An 18,572-nucleotide genomic window follows, 5' to 3' on the forward strand; every position below is an offset into this window, starting at 1 on the left:
TACATCATGCAACCGTGATTAGCCTAGAAGGAGAAAGTTATCGTATGAAAAAATAATTTTTTTGCTATAAATCGGCAAAGTTAGTTGTCGTAACCGGAAAAGTTAGTTGACATTTGATAAAAAATACTGAATATAGAAAAAGGATTAAAAATTGAGATCACACTCCCGATTTAAAGCGTATATTTTGTCGATGTTATGTCTTGGGATATTTTTATTGCTATCGCTTATAGTGGTAATTGATGACTTCCATGTTATATTTTTTAATCTTAGCTTTGAAATTATCCCAGTAGATATAAAAACGCAAAACATTATCGCGGTTTCACCTTACTTTGATTTGTTCAGTTTAATTATCTTTCCACTGAGTTTGCTTTTCATTATTGCCATAGGATTTTTATACGACTATGTAGGGTATTGGAAATTGCTTTTACTTATTGCAATTATCTTGATGCTCTCTACCTATTTAGCGGAAAGTTTAGCGCTCATGATTATTTCTATGCCATTAATTCGTGCAGTATTCATCTTGACACTGGCAAAAATAATCACCTTAAACAAAAATTTAAAATCAAGAGTAACGTTTCTTTCATTATGTTGCGGCATTTATACCTTTGCCTATACAAAAACATGGGAGTTTTTTCTTTCTAAATCGCTGCTGCATTTCTTGAGTAGTCAAAACTTTATTCGTTTCTTTGATACATTGATATTATACATTTTAATATGTTCAATTTTAGCGTTTATTATCGCAATGAAAAAGTTTCCTCTTAAGTTCTTTTTCATCAAGAACTTACCGTTGAAATTTTTTATATCTTGTTTAAGGATGGAGAAAATTAGCTTTTACAAAAGTGATCTCATAATGATTGCTTTATTTTTTATTATCATCGATGTGGCAAGATACGCATTCACACATGTAGTTATGAAAAATACGTTTAATTTTGATATAAATTTATGGTTAATTTTGTTTATGGAAATGCTATATCTATCTGTTTTACATTTTTGGTTTAAGACTAAGGTTGGAAATCACTTAAGGACTAAACTAATCAAAATGTATCTGCTTGTTGGCTGTTTTTTATTTGCTACTACGCTTGTTACTTATTTGCTTGACATGCAGAAAATGATTGTTCAAATAATGTACTATTTGATATCCCCAGCGCTCATCATCATATTTACACCCTTTATTGCCTATATTGTTTTAAATGCAGTAAATGAGAAAACGCAAAAACATGTGGGATTTTGTATTGCTATTTCATTTGCGTTGATCGTCATTATTTGGCGTTTATGTTTTTTTATTGCGCACTACTTGGCGCAAGCTATTTCACTATTTAGTTGAGCATGATTTGTTAGTTTTTATACTGTACATTTTCGTTAAATTCTTGGATCATAGACAGCGTAAATACTAAAGATAATAAAAAGGGTTACTGTGAGGTTTGTAGATGAGGCCGTAATTACCGTGCATGCGGGTAAGGGTGGCAATGGTTGTGTGAGTTTTCGACGTGAGAAATATGTCCCTAAAGGCGGACCTGATGGCGGTGATGGCGGTCATGGTGGAAGTGTGTTTATATTTGCAGATGAGAATGTTAACACCCTGATTGACTATCGTTATCAGCGCAATTACCAAGCGCAAAGTGGCAAGCCTGGTGAAGGCAAGAAATGTGCGGGTAAAAAGGGTGAGGATTTGTACCTTATCGTTCCCGTTGGTACGATTGCTTATGAAGCAACCACCAATCAAAAAGTCGGTGAAGTGCTTAAAGATGGTGATACGTTGAAATTGGCACAAGGTGGACGACGTGGTATTGGTAACGTTCATTTCAAAAGTAGTACCAACCAAGCGCCAAGACAATTTACCTATGGTGAAGAGGGTGAGTCTTTTGAGATTCGTTTAGAGCTTAAGTTATTAGCTGATGTCGGTTTGTTAGGTTTGCCCAATGCGGGTAAATCAACGTTAATTCGAGCGGTTTCCGCGGCAACACCAAAGGTCGCTGATTATCCATTTACCACGATGTATCCTAATTTAGGCGTTGTTCGTGTTGGGCAATATGAAAGCTTTGTTATTGCCGATATTCCTGGGGTTATCGAAGGTGCTGCAGAAGGCGCAGGACTAGGTTTGAAGTTTTTGAAGCATTTAACACGTACCAAATGTGTGTTGCATATGGTGGATGTGTTACCGGTTGATGGTTCAGATCCAATTGAAAATTATCACAAAGTTGAGAATGAGCTTAAAAAGTACAGTGAAGCACTTTATAAAAAACCACGCTGGTTAGTGCTCAATAAAATTGATCAATTGCCTCAGGATGAAGTTGATGACATTTGTGAGCATATTTTGCAAGGCATTGGTTGGAATAAAAATGAGCCTTACTTCTTTATTTCCGGAATGAGTGGGCAGAATACCGAAAAAATGTTGCAAAAAATTATGACAATGCTAACGTCAAAGGACTCTTGGAAATAGATCCTATCAAAGGAGCTTATGTGATAAAAAAAATTAAAAAAATAGTCGCATTAACTACGGCAATTCTCGTATTATCAGGCTGTAGTGCAATTAATCAATTCTTTAATGGTCAACAGCAAAGCGCGCCAGTAACCAATATTCCAACACAGCAAACCTATTACACGGTGCAAATTAGTGATTCATTGTATGATATATCCCGTCGCTTTAATGTCACTGAAAGAACACTTATCTTATGGAATAAGCTTAAATCGCCTTATGTGCTCACACCTGGATCAACGATTCGTGTCGGGCCTTTGCCAGGTGAGAAAATTCGGCGTGATGGGCAAATGTATACCTATCAAGGTGGTGTGTTAGTGCCAGTGGGCACAAATAATCCAGTGGCGAATACGAGCTCAATCGGAACAGGCTCTAAAGTTTCGGCTGTATCGGAGTCGACGAGTGTTTCTAATCAGCATGCAAGTAATATCCCCGTTATTGACCCCAATGCAGCTCCTGTAGCACAAAGCCAAAGTGCGCAGTCAGCACCAGTGACAGCAACAGCGCAAGATAAAGTGATCAATCAAGATAAAGAGCTAGATATGCATGATTTAGCGCAAAACGATGATAATGTGGGTGTTGTGACACATCATATCGCTAAAAGTAAAACAGGGTTTTATACCGTGCAATCAGGTGATTCTTTGCTTGAGATTGCGGTTGCCAATAATGTGAGTTTAGCTGATCTTCAAGCGTGGAATGATATTAAAGAACCAAGTATGATTTATGTTGGTGAGAAATTGCGTGTTGTTGCACCTGAGCAACATTCAGCGGCTGAGCCAAAAGCTGTGGTAGTCAAAAGTGTAGCGCATGAACCAGTAACAAAAGCCAAATCAGTTAAGGCTGAAACAGTTGAAGCAAATAAAACAAATAAAACAACTGAAACCAAGGCAGCTAAAGCGCCAGTAGCGACTATGGCAACACCTGTGCTAGCCGAAAAAACCAAAACAAAACCAAATACTTCTAAAGCATCACTACCAAGTGGTAAAACGGTTGCCGGTATTTCATGGCAATGGCCATTAAAAGAGTCCGGTACATTTGATAAAGATGGCATTGATCAACAGCGTGAGATAGATGTACCTCAAGGCACGGAAGTTTATGCCGCAGCCACAGGTAGTGTGCTATATGCTGGTGTTGGCATGGGCGGCTATGGTCAGATGGTGATTGTCAGTCACAAAGATGGCTATATCTCAGCGTATAATAATTTAAGTAGTATAAGTGTGAAAGAGTCGCAAGATGTGACACAAGGTGAGCTTTTGGGTGCGGTTGGTAAATTTAATGGTGCCAGTGCGTTAGGTTTTGAGATTCGCCAGAATGGAAATGTTGAGAAGTTATCGCAATTTTATGCATTTTAAATAGATAGTGAAGAATCAAGAATAAGTTGAGTTTTAATTACCCCTCACCCGTGCAGCATAAGCTGCACGACCTCTCCCACAAGGGGAGAGGTAATAGTCATTACGCAGGGGTGTATCGCATACGCCCGATGAACATATGCATTACGCAGAGGCGCATTGCATAAGTCTGATGAATATATACATTACGTAGGGGCGTATTGCATACGCCCAATCAACAAATAATTAATAAACACAAGGAACCAAGTGAATGAATACACGCAAAGAAACCGATAGTATAGGCGAGATTGAGGTTGATAATAGTAAATACTGGGGTGCGCAAACCGAGCGTTCTTTAGTTCACTTCTCGATTGGTCAGGAACGTATCCCGCATGAAGTCATTAAGGCTATTGCTATTTTAAAGAAGTCTGCCGCAATGGCGAATTGTGATTTAGGTATTTTGCCAGAGGATAAAAAAGCACTCATTACCCAAGTAGCAGATGAGATTATTGATGGTCAACACGAAGATCAATTTCCGTTACATGTGTGGATGACAGGCAGTGGCACGCAATCAAATATGAATGTTAATGAAGTAATTTCTAATCGTGCGATTGAGATTGCTGGTGGTAAACTTGGCAGTAAAACACCTATTCATCCTAATGATCATGTGAATATGTCGCAGTCCTCCAATGATACATTTCCAACGGCGATGTATATCTCAGCAGCAGTGGCAATTAAGAAGACATTAATCCCTGCGGTTAAGCTGATGCATAAAGAACTCACCAAAAAAGTTAAGAAATGGGACAAGGTCGTTAAAATTGGACGCACCCATATGCAAGATGCCGTGCCATTAACCTTGGGTCAAGAATTTTCAGGCTATGCTGAGATGTTGGCACAAAATATTGCGCGTTTAGAGCATGCGCTTATCGATGTTTATCAATTAGCGATTGGAGGCACTGCCGTGGGTACGGGCTTAAATGCACCCAAAGGCTTTGCTGAAAAGGCATGTAAATATATAGCTAAAATCACGGGACTTCCCTTTGTATCAGCAGCTAATAAATTTGCCGTACAAGGCTCGCATGATGCATTGGTTGCACTAATGGGGCAGATCAAAGTGTTGGCAAATTCATTATTTAAGATTGCTAATGATATTCGCCTTTTAAGTTGCGGACCCCGCGCGGGATTTCATGAGCTTTTGATTCCCTCGAATGAACCAGGATCATCCATTATGCCAGGCAAAGTCAATCCAACACAGTGCGAGGCAATGACGATGGCATGCGCGCAAGTTTTTGGACTAGATGTTGCCGTAACCATCGGTGGTAGTGCGGGCTATTTAGAGATGAATGTTTATAAACCAATGATGATTTATAATATTTTGCAATCAATCAATATTTTATCTGATAGCATGCTTAACTTTAGTCATTATTTACTTGAAGGGACTAAGCCTAATAAGAAAAAGATCGATGAGTATTTGCGCAATTCCTTAATGCTAGTAACGGCATTAAGTCCGGTGATTGGCTATGATAAGGCATCACAATTAGCGCATTATGCTGATGAGCATGACACGTCATTAAGTGAAGCAAACAAGGTATTGAAGTTTTTATCACAACAAGAGTTTGATCAGGTCGTTGATCCGTATAAAATGGTGTAAACAATGGCAGAAAAACAACAGGTGACAATTGAATTTGTAAAGCCTAAACATTATTTATTAGCCGATTTATTGGCTGCAGTGACGGCAGAAAACAAGCATGAGGATATTGGACTTTAATAAAAGTGATATATCTGTGGATTAGAAAGTGAATATAAAATAGTAGGAGATTATTATGAGTGAAATTTGGAATATCAAAATACAAGTACTGGATTCATACAAAAAGTGTGAAGTCAAAAGCACAATGACGTTAGAAGAGTTATGCCCATTTATATTGAAAATCTTTAAATTTGATAATGATCATCTACATGAATTCTATATGGGAAAGCGAACAAGTGGACCTTATAGTGACAATATTATGAAATTTAAGACTCATCAAGAGGGTGAAATTACACTTGATGATTTATTTCCAAATGATGAGCAGCTTAATTTGTTTTTGCACTTTGATTTTGGCGATAGCTGGATATTTCGTGTAATGAAATACAAAAAAGACGCAACCTATAATAGTCGGGCTAAATATCCAAGAGTAGTAAGCTCAGTCGGTGGGAATCCTGTGCAGTATCCAGAGTATGAAGATGATTTCTATTAAATTGCGCTTAGAATAATGTTTGATTTTGATACTCTCATGTATGCCAGAAAAAATGATTCAATTATTTTAAAATCACACTATTTTAAATATTGTGTACTTGTCTTTTGGTTTGTGCTTTCTTTATTACCAATACAATCACTATATGCCAATACAACTAAAGTCTTTACAGTGGTCTCACTGTCACCCAATACCACAGCAATTATTCATGATGTGATTGAACAAGCAACAAAAGAGAACGCGAAGGCTGAGATTAATACCAAACTCATCGGCAGTATTTATTATGCTGGGCAGCCTAAATATTATGAAAACTACCAGAACATTGGTTCATTCCAAGCGCTTAATGTTGAGAAAATTATCAGCTTATCACCTGATTTAGTGATTACGTGGACTGGACAAACGCAACCGCAAGTGATTGCCTTGCTCGAACGTTTTGGCATTAAAGTGGTAGTTTTTAATGCCGAGGACCTTAAATCATTAGCAACGTCATTTGCCGATATTGGTGCGAGTATTCAATTAAAAAATGCAGGGACTGCATTGCAGCAAAGCTTTGTAACACAACTTGAGGCAATCATTAAACACAACGCAACACCTGCTATTAAGCGCCATAAACCAAGGGTATTATTGCAATTAGCAACTCAACCGATTTTTGTCGCCGGAGGTAGCGGGATTTTAAATGATATTGTCACTCAATGCGGAGGTGTGAATGTATTTAAAGATATGAATAACGTCAGTTTCCAAACAAATATCAATGCGATTATTGAGCGCAATCCTAGTGTAATTATCATGTTATCGAATATAACCAAGTGGCATATTGACCAAGCATCGATGTGGCAGCGTTGGCAGGATTTATTCGCTGTAAAAAATAAACATGTTTTTCAGTTGTCATCTGATGGCATTTCGCAGTTTTCTCCACAAATATTGACGGGTGTCAAAAATATCTGTGATATATTAAGCGCCGCAGATTAGCTTTGTTGCTGTTTTGCAAGAAAATAACAGGAGGATGATTTATGTTGCATAGTGCTTTTTTTGGGGAATTGCTTGGCTGCCTTGTGTTGATGCTCTTGGGCGGTGGTGTGGTCGCAGGTGTTTTATTAAAACAATCCAAAGCGGAAAACAGTGGTTGGATTGTCATTACGGCAGGTTGGGGTTTTGCGGTGATGATGGCAGTGTTTGTTGCCCAAGCCGCAGGCTCGGCACAAGCGGATATTAATCCTGCGGTCACTTTAGCCAAGTATCTATTAGGTGGTGTTTATCCTTCCTTTGGCGAAGTCTTATTATTATGGATTGCTCAAGTAATTGGCTGTTTTTTAGGAGCAGTTCTTGTCTGGCTTGCCTATTACCCACATTGGCAATATACCGATAATGCGCACTTTAAGTTAATGGTATTTTCAACCTATCCGGCAATGCGTCATAAGGGCAGCAATTTTGTCACGGAACTGATTGCAACAACATTGTTAATTGTGTTTGTCGGTGCCCTGATTAGCTATGGTAACAATTTACCCTTTGCCAATGGCTCTTTGCCTTATGTCTTTGGTTTTGCCATTTGGGGGATTGGTTTATCTTTGGGAGGTCCTACAGGTTATGCAATTAATCCAGCACGTGACTTGGGACCAAGAATTGCACACGCTTTATTGCCCATTAAAGGCAAGGGTTCAAGTGATTGGAGCTATGCGTGGGTGCCGATATTAGCACCCTTGGCAGGCGCAATTTTAGGGTTTGTGTTAATTCGGGTTTTTATGTTTTAAATCACCAATCCAGCAATCAACGCTGATAAAAAGCTGACCATTGTTGCGCCAAAGACTAAGCGCCAGCCGTGGCGTGACACAAACTTAGCGCGCTCGCCATTTAAGGCAGCAACGGAGCCAACGATAATGCCAATTGAGCCAAAGTTAGCAAAGGACACTAAGAAGATAGAGATGATTGCAACGCTGTGCGTTGAGAAATGTGTCAATTGATCTTTTAATGACAACATCGCAACAAACTCGTTAGAAACAAGCTTAGTTGCCATAATGCCACCGGCTTGAACGATCTCATTGCCTGGAATGCCAAGAAGCCAAGCAATAGGTGAGAACACATAACCTAATAAGGTTTGAAAGCTGATGCCAAAGATGCCGTTAAAGATACCATTTAACATTGCCAACAATGCAATAAAGCCAATCAGCATTGCGCCAACGATAATCGCTACTTTAAAACCATCAAGAATATACTCGCTAAGCATTTCAAAGAAAGCTTGCTTTTTATCAGCATGCAAGCTCATATCTTCAAAGCTTTGCTCTTTGGAGTAGTCATATGGGTTTAAAATATGCAAAACAATAAAGGTGCTTAGCATATTTAAAATCAAAGCAGCAATGATGTATTTAGAATCTAAAATCTGCATATATGAGCCAACAATCCCCAGAGACACGGTTGACATTGCCGTGGCGGCCATCGTGTACATTCTGCGCTCTGAAATCTCAGATAGAATATTCTTATAGGCAATAAAGTTTTCAGACTGTCCCAAGATCAGTGAGCTTAAGGCATTGAAAGATTCAAGTTTGCCCATGCCGTTGATTTTGGACAAAATCCAACCGCCACCACGGATAATAAGTGGTAAGACTTTAAGGTATTGCAAGATACCAATTAAAGCTGACACCAAAACAATTGGCATTAATACATTAAAGAAAAAGACGAAGTTTTCAGGTACGACCGAACCAAAGACAAACTTGGTTCCTTCCATCGCGTATTGCATAACGTAATCAAAACCACTTGAAATGAAGCTGATAATGTCAGCGCCAACGGCCGATTTTAATAAGAAATAAGCGACGATAATTTCAATAATGATCAGCTGAATAATAAAACGTGCTTTAATATTTTTACGATTCATGCTCGTGAGATATAGGATCACAGCAAGAATGATCAATGCGAGTAAAAAATGCAAAATTTTTAGCATTGTGTGGTAACTCCCTCGTTAGTTGAATTTAGGCAAACGGGCGCATCTTAATACTTTTGGATTAAAATGTCATGTAATTTAGGAATTTCAAATTGAAGCAATTGACCAACTAGGGCAAACCATTTACCATTGTCTATCATTTTGTTTTATAGATAATAACTGTTTCATGTATATCACACTTTTTATAAAAAAAGATTGCCCGTATTCGCATAGCGCACGCATTGCCTTGGAAGAAAAACGTATGAGTTTCAAGGTGGTTGAGTTAGATGAAATCATTGATAAAGAAATGATTTTAGAATTAAACCCTGAAGGAACGTTACCGATTTTAAAAGAGCGTGACTATGTCATTTATGATCCTGAGGTGGTGATGCTTTATATTGATGAGCGTTATCCGGCACCTTCACTGCTGCCAAACTATCCGGTTGAGCGTGCACGTACGCGCTTGGCGATGACACGAATTGATCGCGAGTGGTATTCATTGCTTAACTTTATCTTGTGCGGCACGGATCAGAAAAAAGTTGAAGAAGCTAAAGTGGCATTGGTTGATAGCTTTAGAGCCATTGAGCCGATCTTTTCAGAGAATGAATTTTTTATGTCAGATTCAATGACGTTGGCAGATTGCTCATTGGCGGCATTGTTGCATGCTTTGCCTTTGCAAGGTATTCCGCTTGATGAGTCATTAGGGGATATTACCAAATATGCTGAGCGTATTTTCGCGCGCGAGTCATTTCAACGCACCTTACCAAAACAGGTTAAGAAAGTTTACCGTCGTCACTAGGAGTTCATCGTATGTGGGCAGATTATGCCATTAATTATTTGTTTTTCGTGCTTGAGGCAGCAACAATTGTTATTGCTATAGTTATTGCCTTTGGGTTTATCTTGGCTTTATCACTAAAGGGTAAAGCGAGTAACAAAAAAGGGCAGTTGGTTGTTAAATCATTAAATGAAGCTTATCAACAACGCCAAGAGCAGTTAGCGCATGAAGTGCTAAATAAATCAGCATTTAAAAAAATGCATAAGGCAAACCAAGAAAAGCTAAAGCTTGCACACAAAGCGCAACATGATGATTTAAGCAATGTTTTTGTCATTGATTTTAAGGGTGATATCAAAGCCTCACAAAGTGAAGCCTTAGCAGAAGAAGTCAATGCTATTTTGCAGATTGCCAATAAAAATGATGAAGTCGTTATCCGCTTAGAAAGTCCAGGCGGGGCAGTCAATGGTTACGGTTTAGCCGCCGCACAACTAGCACGCATTAAAGAGGCTAATCTTAAGTTAACTGCTGTGATTGATCAGGTTGCCGCGAGTGGTGGCTATATGATGGCATCAGTTGCTGATACGATCATTGCCTCACCTTTTGCCATTGTTGGCTCGATTGGTGTCGTGGCGCAATTGCCAAATATCCATCGGCTGCTAACAGATAAGGGAGTTGATGTTGAGCTACACACTGCAGGCAAATATAAGCGCACTTTGACAATGTTGGGTGAGAATACCGATGAGGGACGTGAAAAATTTAAAGAAGAGCTTGAGGTGGTGCATAAGCTTTTTAAAGAGCATATTGCTCACTTCAGACCGAACTTAGATATTGAGAAAGTGGCAACGGGTGAGTACTGGTTTGGGCAATCTGCCCTTGAATTAAATTTAGTTGATGCGCTTAAAACTAGTGATGCCTATTTGTTGGATAAATACCAATCAGGATCATTAAAGTTATTCCATATCGAATATAAAACAAAAAAATCAAAACTCTCGAGTATGTGTCACAGTGCATTGAAAGTCTTTCAACGCGTTGGACCATGAGTGCCAATAGATGTCTGATATTGATATAAGTGTTTTTCATACGGATTTTATTGAGCAGATCAAAGCATCATTAGCGCAAAATCGTTTAGCACACGGGATTTTATTAAATAATATTGATCATTTGCCACTTGAACCATTACTGACTAAACTCACGGCTGTTTTATTAGGGCATGATGTTGTAGATGATCTTGCGACAGCTGCGGATGTTTTTTATCAAAAAGCAGATGATGGACAAATCAAGATTGATCAGATCAAAAATCTATTAGAAGGTATCTATCTAACAAGCCACGGCGCTAAAGCTAAGGTGATTGTCCTTTGCCCATTGGAAGCCTTAAATACATCTGCTGCTAATGCGCTATTAAAGAGTTTGGAGGAGCCGCCAGAGAATACTTATTTTCTGATGACAACTAATCAATTACAGTGGATTATGCCAACATTGCGCTCGCGCGTACAAGTATTTGATCTGGCGCTAACATTGGCGCAAAAGAAAGCGTATCTCACACAAAAGTATCAAATGAATGATGAGGATATTGCCAAAGCATTAGCCATTAGTAAGGCGGATCTGCGGGTGATTGATCGCATTAAGACAGATAAGAGTTTCTGGCAATTACGTAAGGAGCTGATACAGGTTATTCAAGGTCAGTTGTCGCCCTTGGCATTAAGCATTGATATCAATGCCTATTATCAGGATGCAATTTATTGGTTAACCAGTTTACTGATTGATGCTTATTATTATCGTTTGGACTCATTACAAACCATGCCAACACAAGAGCAAAAAGCGTTATTAGAGGGATTGATTAAGCGCTATGACCATATTGCTTTATATGGTTTTTATCAGCGCCTACTAAAGCTTAAAGCCTATGAAGGTAAGCATTATAATGTCAATAAACAACTAGCTATTGAGAGTTTTTTGATAGAGCTATGTGCGTAGTTTAAGAGCCATTATTTTGGCTAATACTAACTATTTACCCACAAGTGCTCACCGTACCCTGAGCATCAGTCGAAGCGGTGCACTGAGAGTTAGTCGAAGCATGGTAAGTTTGGGAGTGTCACACTTTATAGAGGCTTCGACTTACGCTCAGCCAACTATACAATCAAAGTGGGCAGGAATATGGTTAGAGCAATTATTTTTTATGATCAATGTGCTTAGCAAGAAAAATGCCTTGACCAATAACAAATACAAAAGTAATTCCAAGCATACCAAAAAGCTTAAAGTCTACCCAAATATCTGTTGAGAAATTATAAGCAACAATAAGATTAATCGCGCCTAAAAATAAAAAAAACACACCCCAGATATTATTAAGGCGTTTCCAAATTTTTTGTGGCAGTTCAATGCTTTCTTCCATCAGGCGTTGAATAATCGGCTTTTGCATTAAATAGGTTGAAAAGATAAAAATTACACCAAATAACCAATTCACAATCGTTACCTTCCATTTGATCAATGCTTCATCATGGAAGTAAACGGTGGCACCTCCCAAGATTAACACCAAGACAAAAGTCACAACATGCATCATTGACACTTTGCGATAGCGGATAACTTCATAGGTTAGCTGAATTGCGGTGGCGATGATAAGTGCCACTGTCGCAGTGTAGATGTCATACATTTTATAGACGACAAAAAAGATGATAATAGGGAAAAAGTCAAAAAGCAGTTTCTTCATGTTCTCTCCAGAGAGGGTTAGTGGTACACTTAGCACAAATTTTCGCGACCAGTATAAAGTAAGAAGCTGCTATGAGCCAATACATTGAAATAAATCCTTACTCATCGAATAAGGCTGTCTTAGCAGAAATTGTTAATGCCTTAAATGATGGCAAGGTGATTGCCTATCCGACAGACTCAGGCTATGCCTTGGGATGCAAGATGGGCTTGAAAAAACCGTTGCAGCAAATAAAAAAGATTCGTGATTTGAATGATAAACATAATTTCACAATTATTTGTCGTGATTTATCTGAGATCGCGCAATATGCCAAGGTTGATAACAGTGTTTATCGTTTACTCAAAAGGGCAACACCGGGTGGTTACACCTTTATTTTGCAAGCAACGAGTAAAGTGCCGGGATTGATGTTAAACAAAAGCAAAAAAACCGTTGGCATTCGTGTGCCGGATCATCCAGTACCTTTGATGTTAAGTGAGGCTTTAGGCGAACCGCTATTAAGTACCACCTTTATCTTGCCAGATCAGGATAATGCGCTTGTATATAGCGAGGATTTTGCCAATGAACCCTGTGCGCAGATGATTGATTATATTCTAGAGTCGGATTATTGTGGTTATGAACCAACAACGGTTGTGGATATGACCGAAGTCCCTGTCGAAATATTGCGTGTTGGCAGTGGTGATATCAGTATATTTGAATAATTTAGGAAGAAAATGCAGGATCAATATTACAGTATTATTAATGAACAGTTATTACAGCCATTTGATTTAAGTTTGGAGAAATTAAAAGGCTTACTGGACTTATTAAGCCAAAAGCGAATTGATTTTGGTGATTTGTATTTGCAAAAGATAATCTCTGAAAGCTGGATGTTAGATGACGGTGTCGTCAAACATGGCAGCTTTGGTATTGAGCAAGGCATTGGTGTCAGAGCCGTATTTGATGGTGAGACAGGCTTTGCTTATGCTGATGATTTGCATCTGAACACCATTGAGAAACTCATTAAAACGGCACTTTACCTATTAAAAGACAGTGCTAATCCCTATAGGGTTGAAAAACTTAACACGCCACACATTATTCGCCATTATCCAGCATTGTCCCCATTGGATAGTATGCCTGCGGAAGATAAAATTGCACTGCTTCATCAAATTAATGCTTATGCTAAATCATTAGACAGCAATATCGAGCAAGTCACGGTTTCCATTGCCTCGAATATGGAAATGGTGTTGATCTTAAATACCGATGGTTTGTGTGTAATGGATGTAAGACCGTTGGTGCGCATGAATGTCAGTTTAATTATGGTTGCTGATGCTAAGGAAGATCAAAAACGTGAAAGCTTTTCAGCCGGTGGCGGTGGGCGCTATGACTATCATTATTTCACTGAGCATAATCTATGGAAGTCTTATGTTGATGAGGCATATAAGGGCGCTAAAACTAATCTTCAGGCAAAGCCCGCTCCTAGTGGCAAAATGCCAGTGGTGCTTGGCTCAGGTTGGCCGGCGGTACTTTTGCATGAAGCAGTAGGGCATGGTTTGGAAGGTGATTTCAATCGCAAAAAAAGCTCGCATTTCTCAGGAAAAATTGGGCAGAAAGTTGCCTCAGAGAAATGCACGGTAATTGATGAAGGCTGTATTGCCAATCGTCGTGGCTCGCTTAATTTTGATGATGAAGGGACACCAACTCAGAAAACGGTGTTGATTGAAAACGGTATTTTAAAAGGCTATATGCACGATCGAATTTCAGCGAAAGCTTTTGGTGTATCAGCAACAGGTAATGGTAGAAGACAATCTTATGCGCATTTACCATTGCCAAGAATGACCAATACTTATATGTTGCCAGGTGAGGATACGCTTGAAGAGATGATCCAAAGTATTGATTATGGAATTTATGCGACTCATTTTAATGGTGGGCAAGTAGACATTACCTCAGGGCAATTTGTGTTTGTGATGGATCAAGCGTATTTGATCAAAAATGGTAAAATTATGCATCCGGTCAAAGGTGCATCTTTGATTGGTCATGGTCCGGAAGTGATGCAAAAAATCTCGATGGTGGGTAGTGACTTTGCTTTGGATAAAGGCATTGGCGTTTGCGGCAAGGATGGGCAGTCTGTGCCTGTTGGTGTTGGGCAAGCCAGTTTAAAGATCGATGAAATAACGGTTGGTGGTTGTGAGTAGAAGTGTATAACTTCAATAAAAAAATGGATGAGATAAAGAAGATGAGCAATAAAGGAAAGGCAATAAGTAATGCTAAGAAAGCAATACTATTGGTTAATTTGGGAACTCCTGACTCATATCAAGTCAAAGATGTGCGCAAATATCTTAAAGAATTTTTGTCTGATCGGCGTGTGATTGAAGCATCTTCATTCATTTGGCAACCCATTTTGCGTTTGTTTATTTTGCCATTTCGCTCCCCTAAAACGGCTAACCTTTATCAAAGAATCTGGTTTGAGGATAAACAATTATCACCTTTGATGTATTACACACAAGCTCAAGCACGTAAACTCGCCGATAAGTTAGGCAATGAGGTGATCGTTGATTTTGCAATGCGCTATGGTGAGCCATCGATTAAAGCAAAGATTGAGGCGTTGAGTGTCCAAGGCGTTACTGAAATTAATATTGTGCCACTTTACCCGCAGTACTCAGCCACAACAACGGCGTCTGTATATGATGAGGTTTTTCGTGTATTGCAAACAATGCGTTATCAACCTAATATTGTTGGTGTTGCCCCGTATTATCAGCATCCTGCTTATATTAAGGCATTAAAACAGAGTGTTTTAAGTTATCTGGAGACGATCGATTTCACGCCAGATGTGTTGTTATTGTCATTTCATGGTATTCCACTGGAGTGTGTACAAAAGGGTGATCCGTATCAAGCACATTGCTTACAAACCTTTGAACTACTTAAAAGTGCACTGAGTGAAACAAAGCTAGATATTCAACTATCTTTCCAATCTCGCTTTGGACCCAAAGAGTGGCTTAAACCATATACAACAGAAGTGTTGGCAAATCTTGCCAAAAAGGGCAAAAAAAATGTGCTAGTAATGGCGCCAGGATTTGCTGCTGATTGCTTGGAAACCTTGGAGGAATTAAAAGAGACGGAACGCGAGACATTTTTAAATGCCGGTGGTCAGCATTATGCCGTTATCCCATGTTTGAATGATCGTGATGAGCATATTGAGATGTTGAAAACCATTATTGGTGAGTAATATCGATGACGCTGCAAAAGCCAGAAGTTCTTCTTTGGTTTCGCCAAGATTTAAGAATTATCGACAATCCAGCGCTGAATGCAGCACTCAAAAGTGGTGTGGTTCTGCCGATTTATATTCTTGATGATACTGATTCACAAGACTGGCAAATGGGTGCAGCGACTAAAGCATGGCTTCATTATGCATTGCAATCCTTAAATCAGACACTTCATCATCGATTACAATTTTTTATAGGTGACCCTTATGAAATCATTATTGAGCTTATTGATCGCTATGACATTAAGCAGGTTTTTTGGAATCGCTTATATACACCATGGCAAGTCACGCGAGATAAACATATTAAGGCGCAATTGAAAGCGCACGCAATAGATGTGCATAGTTTTAATGGTAGTTTATTGTGGGAGCCGTGGGAGGTATTAAAGAGTGATGGTCAGCCTTACAAAGTCTTTAGTGCATTCAAACGTCAAGCATTGCAAGTCATGCCGCCAAGAGCACCATTGGATGAGATTAAAGAGATGCAAAACTGCTTAACTGAAGTTAAAGCAAGTAATAGCAGTTTAGCGGATCTGGACTTATTACCCCAGCATGAATGGTCAGAGAAGGTATTATCACAGTGGCAAATCAGTGAGAAAGCGGCGCATCACTATTTAGCAACCTTTATTGAGCATCATTTACATGATTATCAGCATAATCGCAATATCCCAAGCTTAAATGTAACATCTAGGCTTGCCCCTTTTTTACATTTTGGGCAAATCTCGCCACATATTATCTGGGATAAAGTGCGTCAGAGAAAATGTGATAACGATAACAAACAGACCTATTTATCAGAGATTATATGGCGCGAGTTTAATTATGCATTGCTCTATCATTATCCACAATTAAGTGATCACAATTGGCAGCAAAAGTTTGATCATTACCCATGGCAAGATAATCAGAGATTATTAACAGCATGGCAACAGGGTCAAACAGGTGTTCCAATTGTTGATGCGGGAATGCGGGAGCTATGGCAAACGGGATTTATGCATAATCGCGTTAGAATGATTGTCGCGTCATTTCTAACAAAAAACTGTCATATTCATTGGCGCCATGGTGCTAAATGGTTTTGGGATTGCTTAGTTGATGCCGATTTAGCTAATAATAGTGCCAATTGGCAATGGGTTGCAGGAAGTGGCGCTGATGCGGCACCTTTTTTTCGCATATTTAATCCAGTCACTCAAGGGCAAAAGTTTGATGGCGATGGTGAGTATATTCGTCGTTATTTATCTCAATTGAATCAACTGCCGAATAAGTATTTGTTCTCACCGTGGTCAGCACCGGAGAGTGTTTTAAAACAAGCTGGTATCACTCTTGGTAAAGATTATCCTTATCCAGTTGTTGATCTTAAAGTCTCGAGAGAGGAGGCGTTAGCTTACTATAAAAATTTGTAGTTTTAGTATGGCGTAGCTAGGTGAGTTGGTTATTGATTTCCTATGGAGCTACCCATCTGTAAATGGAGAGATTATACTTATCGGACTTTAACCTTGGTGGCGACTAGAAAGTGCATTATTTACCACTTTTATTGTTGGTTATTATTTTTATTGCGGCGTCTTTGCGTAAAGTAGGGCGATTTTCAGCGCCTATTTGGCTGGTAATGTTGGTATGCGCCATTATTGTTATCGCTAGTGGCAATATCTCGCTGCAGCAGGCTTGGCAGGCGATTGATTTGCCGACGATTTTCTACCTTATTACAGTTTTCTTTATCGGTAGCGCATTACATGATAGTAGGTTGTTGGATGTGATGTTGGTAAAGTATGTTGTGCGTCATGCCTCACAAGAGAAGTTACTATGTATTCTGTGTTTTGGCAGTGGTTTGTTATCAGCACTTTTTCTTAATGATACGATTGCGATTGTTGGCGCTGATATTGTAATAACCTTGATTAAACGCCATTCGCTTGCCAGTACGCCATATTTATATGCTCTGGCGTTTAGTATGACAATTGGCAGTGTTTTTAGCCCAATTGGTAATCCGCAGAATTTGCTGATAGCTGGACATCTAAGTACCCCATTTATTAGTTTCTTTGGCTACTTATTTATTCCCAGTATGATCACGCTTTACGCTTGTTATCGACTGATTGCATTTGTATCTCGCAAAGAGCTATGCCTACCGATGAGCACTAATATCTCAATGACTGAAAGTGTTTCAATAAATGTTAAAGCAGTTACTCCTGTCATCATCGCCCTGATAAGTTTTGTCATACTTATTATACTCAAAGTGCTATTAACGCTCATTGAGATGCCTTTGATTTCGCTAACCTATATTGCCCTTATTGCTTGTTTGCCGATTATCATTGCTTACCAACGACGAATGGCTGTATTTAAACATCTAGATTGGACGAGTATCATCTTTTTTGTTGCGATGTTTGTTTTTATGCATGCGGTTTGGTTAACAGGGATAACGCAGAGCTTTTTAAGTACGCATCAAGCATGGCTGCTTAATCCATTAAGCCTTATTATGATTGGTTTTGTGTTAAGTCAAATGTTATCTAATGTGCCCGCAGTAATGTTATTGCTACCGTTATTAAACCCATATGGACAGACAAGTGAGTTATTCATCGCACTTGCGGTAGGTAGCACATTGTCAGGGAATCTTAGCATGTTGGGGGCAGCCAGTAATGTCATTCTTTTTCAATCGGCTGAGCGTGTGAAAATATTTGCTTTTCGCTTTGCATCTTTTCTTTGTATTGGTTTAATATTGAGTTTGATTTTTCTAGGATGTTATTGGCTAATGACTTTATGTTTTACTAGTGTTTAAGCGTTTTCATCGGTAGCACAAACCCGTAAGCAATCGGTTTGAATTTACTGATAAATAAGTTAGCTGACTTGGTATTGATGGTTTTATCTTTTGGGTTGTCGATGCTTTCAGCGATTTCTTTTTCAAGTTTTTTTATCTTCATCATAATGTTACCTCTAAA

Annotated in this window: 18 protein-coding genes; 15 read left to right on the forward strand and 3 right to left on the reverse strand. The window is 38.9% G+C overall.

Features of this window, described 5'->3' with window-relative positions; all coding sequences use genetic code 11:
• The first annotated feature begins 184 nt into the window (after positions 1-184).
• The 7 genes from F3D68_RS07010 to F3D68_RS07040 all read left to right on the forward strand — a co-directional run bounded on the left by F3D68_RS07010 (position 185) and on the right by F3D68_RS07040 (position 7,786).
• The gene (locus F3D68_RS07010; RefSeq protein WP_224728261.1) at positions 185-1,324 is read left to right on the forward strand and encodes a hypothetical protein; all 1,140 of its coding nucleotides are present in this window, start codon (positions 185-187) and stop codon (positions 1,322-1,324) included.
• A gap of 90 nt (positions 1,325-1,414) precedes the next feature.
• Positions 1,415-2,440 (forward strand): Obg family GTPase CgtA, encoded by a 1,026-nt coding sequence (gene cgtA, locus F3D68_RS07015; protein ID WP_151193735.1) that lies wholly within the window; start codon positions 1,415-1,417, stop codon positions 2,438-2,440.
• 20 nt (positions 2,441-2,460) lie between these two features.
• Positions 2,461-3,828, forward strand: a complete 1,368-nt coding sequence (locus F3D68_RS07020; RefSeq protein ID WP_191092743.1) for a LysM peptidoglycan-binding domain-containing protein — start codon at positions 2,461-2,463, stop codon at positions 3,826-3,828.
• 247 nt (positions 3,829-4,075) lie between these two features.
• Positions 4,076-5,455: a class II fumarate hydratase gene (gene fumC / locus F3D68_RS07025; RefSeq protein ID WP_151193737.1), complete on the forward strand. Its 1,380-nt coding sequence runs from the start codon at positions 4,076-4,078 to the stop codon at positions 5,453-5,455.
• 172 nt (positions 5,456-5,627) lie between these two features.
• A complete protein-coding gene (locus F3D68_RS07030) occupies positions 5,628-6,041 on the forward strand; it encodes an IS1096 element passenger TnpR family protein (RefSeq protein WP_151193738.1) in 414 nt (137 codons plus the stop codon).
• Between the two features lie 36 nt (positions 6,042-6,077).
• Positions 6,078-7,007 carry an ABC transporter substrate-binding protein gene (locus F3D68_RS07035; RefSeq protein ID WP_191092744.1) on the forward strand — a complete coding sequence of 310 codons (930 nt, stop codon included), beginning with the start codon at positions 6,078-6,080 and terminating at the stop codon, positions 7,005-7,007.
• Between the two features lie 41 nt (positions 7,008-7,048).
• Positions 7,049-7,786: an MIP/aquaporin family protein gene (locus tag F3D68_RS07040; RefSeq protein WP_151193740.1), complete on the forward strand. Its 738-nt coding sequence runs from the start codon at positions 7,049-7,051 to the stop codon at positions 7,784-7,786.
• Here the strand turns inward: F3D68_RS07040 and F3D68_RS07045 are convergent.
• Positions 7,783-8,970 (reverse strand): NupC/NupG family nucleoside CNT transporter, encoded by a 1,188-nt coding sequence (locus tag F3D68_RS07045; RefSeq protein ID WP_151193741.1) that lies wholly within the window; start codon positions 8,968-8,970, stop codon positions 7,783-7,785. The genes F3D68_RS07040 and F3D68_RS07045 overlap by 4 nt on opposite strands.
• A 166-nt stretch (positions 8,971-9,136) precedes the next feature.
• Here F3D68_RS07045 and F3D68_RS07050 point away from each other — a divergent pair, with 166 nt between their 5' ends.
• Genes F3D68_RS07050 through F3D68_RS07060 form a run of 3 tightly spaced genes read left to right on the forward strand, consistent with a single transcriptional unit; the run spans position 9,137 to position 11,695 of the window.
• On the forward strand, positions 9,137-9,748 hold the full coding sequence (locus tag F3D68_RS07050) for a glutathione S-transferase N-terminal domain-containing protein (protein WP_117001149.1): 612 nt from the start codon (positions 9,137-9,139) through the stop codon (positions 9,746-9,748).
• 11 nt (positions 9,749-9,759) lie between these two features.
• Positions 9,760-10,764: a protease SohB gene (gene sohB / locus F3D68_RS07055; protein WP_151193742.1), complete on the forward strand. Its 1,005-nt coding sequence runs from the start codon at positions 9,760-9,762 to the stop codon at positions 10,762-10,764.
• 10 nt (positions 10,765-10,774) lie between these two features.
• Positions 10,775-11,695, forward strand: coding sequence for a DNA polymerase III subunit delta' C-terminal domain-containing protein (locus F3D68_RS07060; protein WP_151193743.1), 921 nt, complete (start codon positions 10,775-10,777; stop codon positions 11,693-11,695).
• Positions 11,696-11,888: 193 nt separating this feature from the next.
• Here F3D68_RS07060 and F3D68_RS07065 read toward each other — a convergent pair whose 3' ends face one another.
• Positions 11,889-12,425: a septation protein A gene (locus F3D68_RS07065; RefSeq protein ID WP_151193744.1), complete on the reverse strand. Its 537-nt coding sequence runs from the start codon at positions 12,423-12,425 to the stop codon at positions 11,889-11,891.
• Between the two features lie 71 nt (positions 12,426-12,496).
• Here F3D68_RS07065 and F3D68_RS07070 point away from each other — a divergent pair, with 71 nt between their 5' ends.
• From F3D68_RS07070 to F3D68_RS07090, 5 genes are all read left to right on the forward strand, one after another.
• Entirely contained in the window at positions 12,497-13,120 is a 624-nt protein-coding gene (locus F3D68_RS07070) for an L-threonylcarbamoyladenylate synthase (RefSeq protein ID WP_151193745.1), read from the forward strand.
• 12 nt (positions 13,121-13,132) lie between these two features.
• Positions 13,133-14,590 (forward strand): metalloprotease TldD, encoded by a 1,458-nt coding sequence (gene tldD / locus F3D68_RS07075; protein ID WP_151193746.1) that lies wholly within the window; start codon positions 13,133-13,135, stop codon positions 14,588-14,590.
• Positions 14,591-14,622: 32 nt separating this feature from the next.
• Entirely contained in the window at positions 14,623-15,621 is a 999-nt protein-coding gene (hemH, locus tag F3D68_RS07080) for a ferrochelatase (RefSeq protein ID WP_411955028.1), read from the forward strand.
• A gap of 5 nt (positions 15,622-15,626) precedes the next feature.
• The gene (locus F3D68_RS07085) at positions 15,627-17,048 is read left to right on the forward strand and encodes a cryptochrome/photolyase family protein (protein WP_151193748.1); all 1,422 of its coding nucleotides are present in this window, start codon (positions 15,627-15,629) and stop codon (positions 17,046-17,048) included.
• 110 nt (positions 17,049-17,158) lie between these two features.
• Positions 17,159-18,412 (forward strand): SLC13 family permease, encoded by a 1,254-nt coding sequence (locus F3D68_RS07090; protein ID WP_151193749.1) that lies wholly within the window; start codon positions 17,159-17,161, stop codon positions 18,410-18,412.
• On the opposite strand, the gene F3D68_RS11230 is transcribed toward F3D68_RS07090, so the two are convergent.
• Positions 18,402-18,557 carry a hypothetical protein gene (locus tag F3D68_RS11230; RefSeq protein WP_191092745.1) on the reverse strand — a complete coding sequence of 52 codons (156 nt, stop codon included), beginning with the start codon at positions 18,555-18,557 and terminating at the stop codon, positions 18,402-18,404. The two genes, F3D68_RS07090 and F3D68_RS11230, sit on opposite strands and share 11 nt — an antisense overlap.
• Positions 18,558-18,572 lie beyond the last annotated feature (15 nt).

The organism is Cysteiniphilum sp. JM-1 (genome assembly GCF_008711525.1).
In the GTDB taxonomy this organism is placed as follows: Bacteria; Pseudomonadota; Gammaproteobacteria; order Francisellales; family Francisellaceae; genus Caedibacter.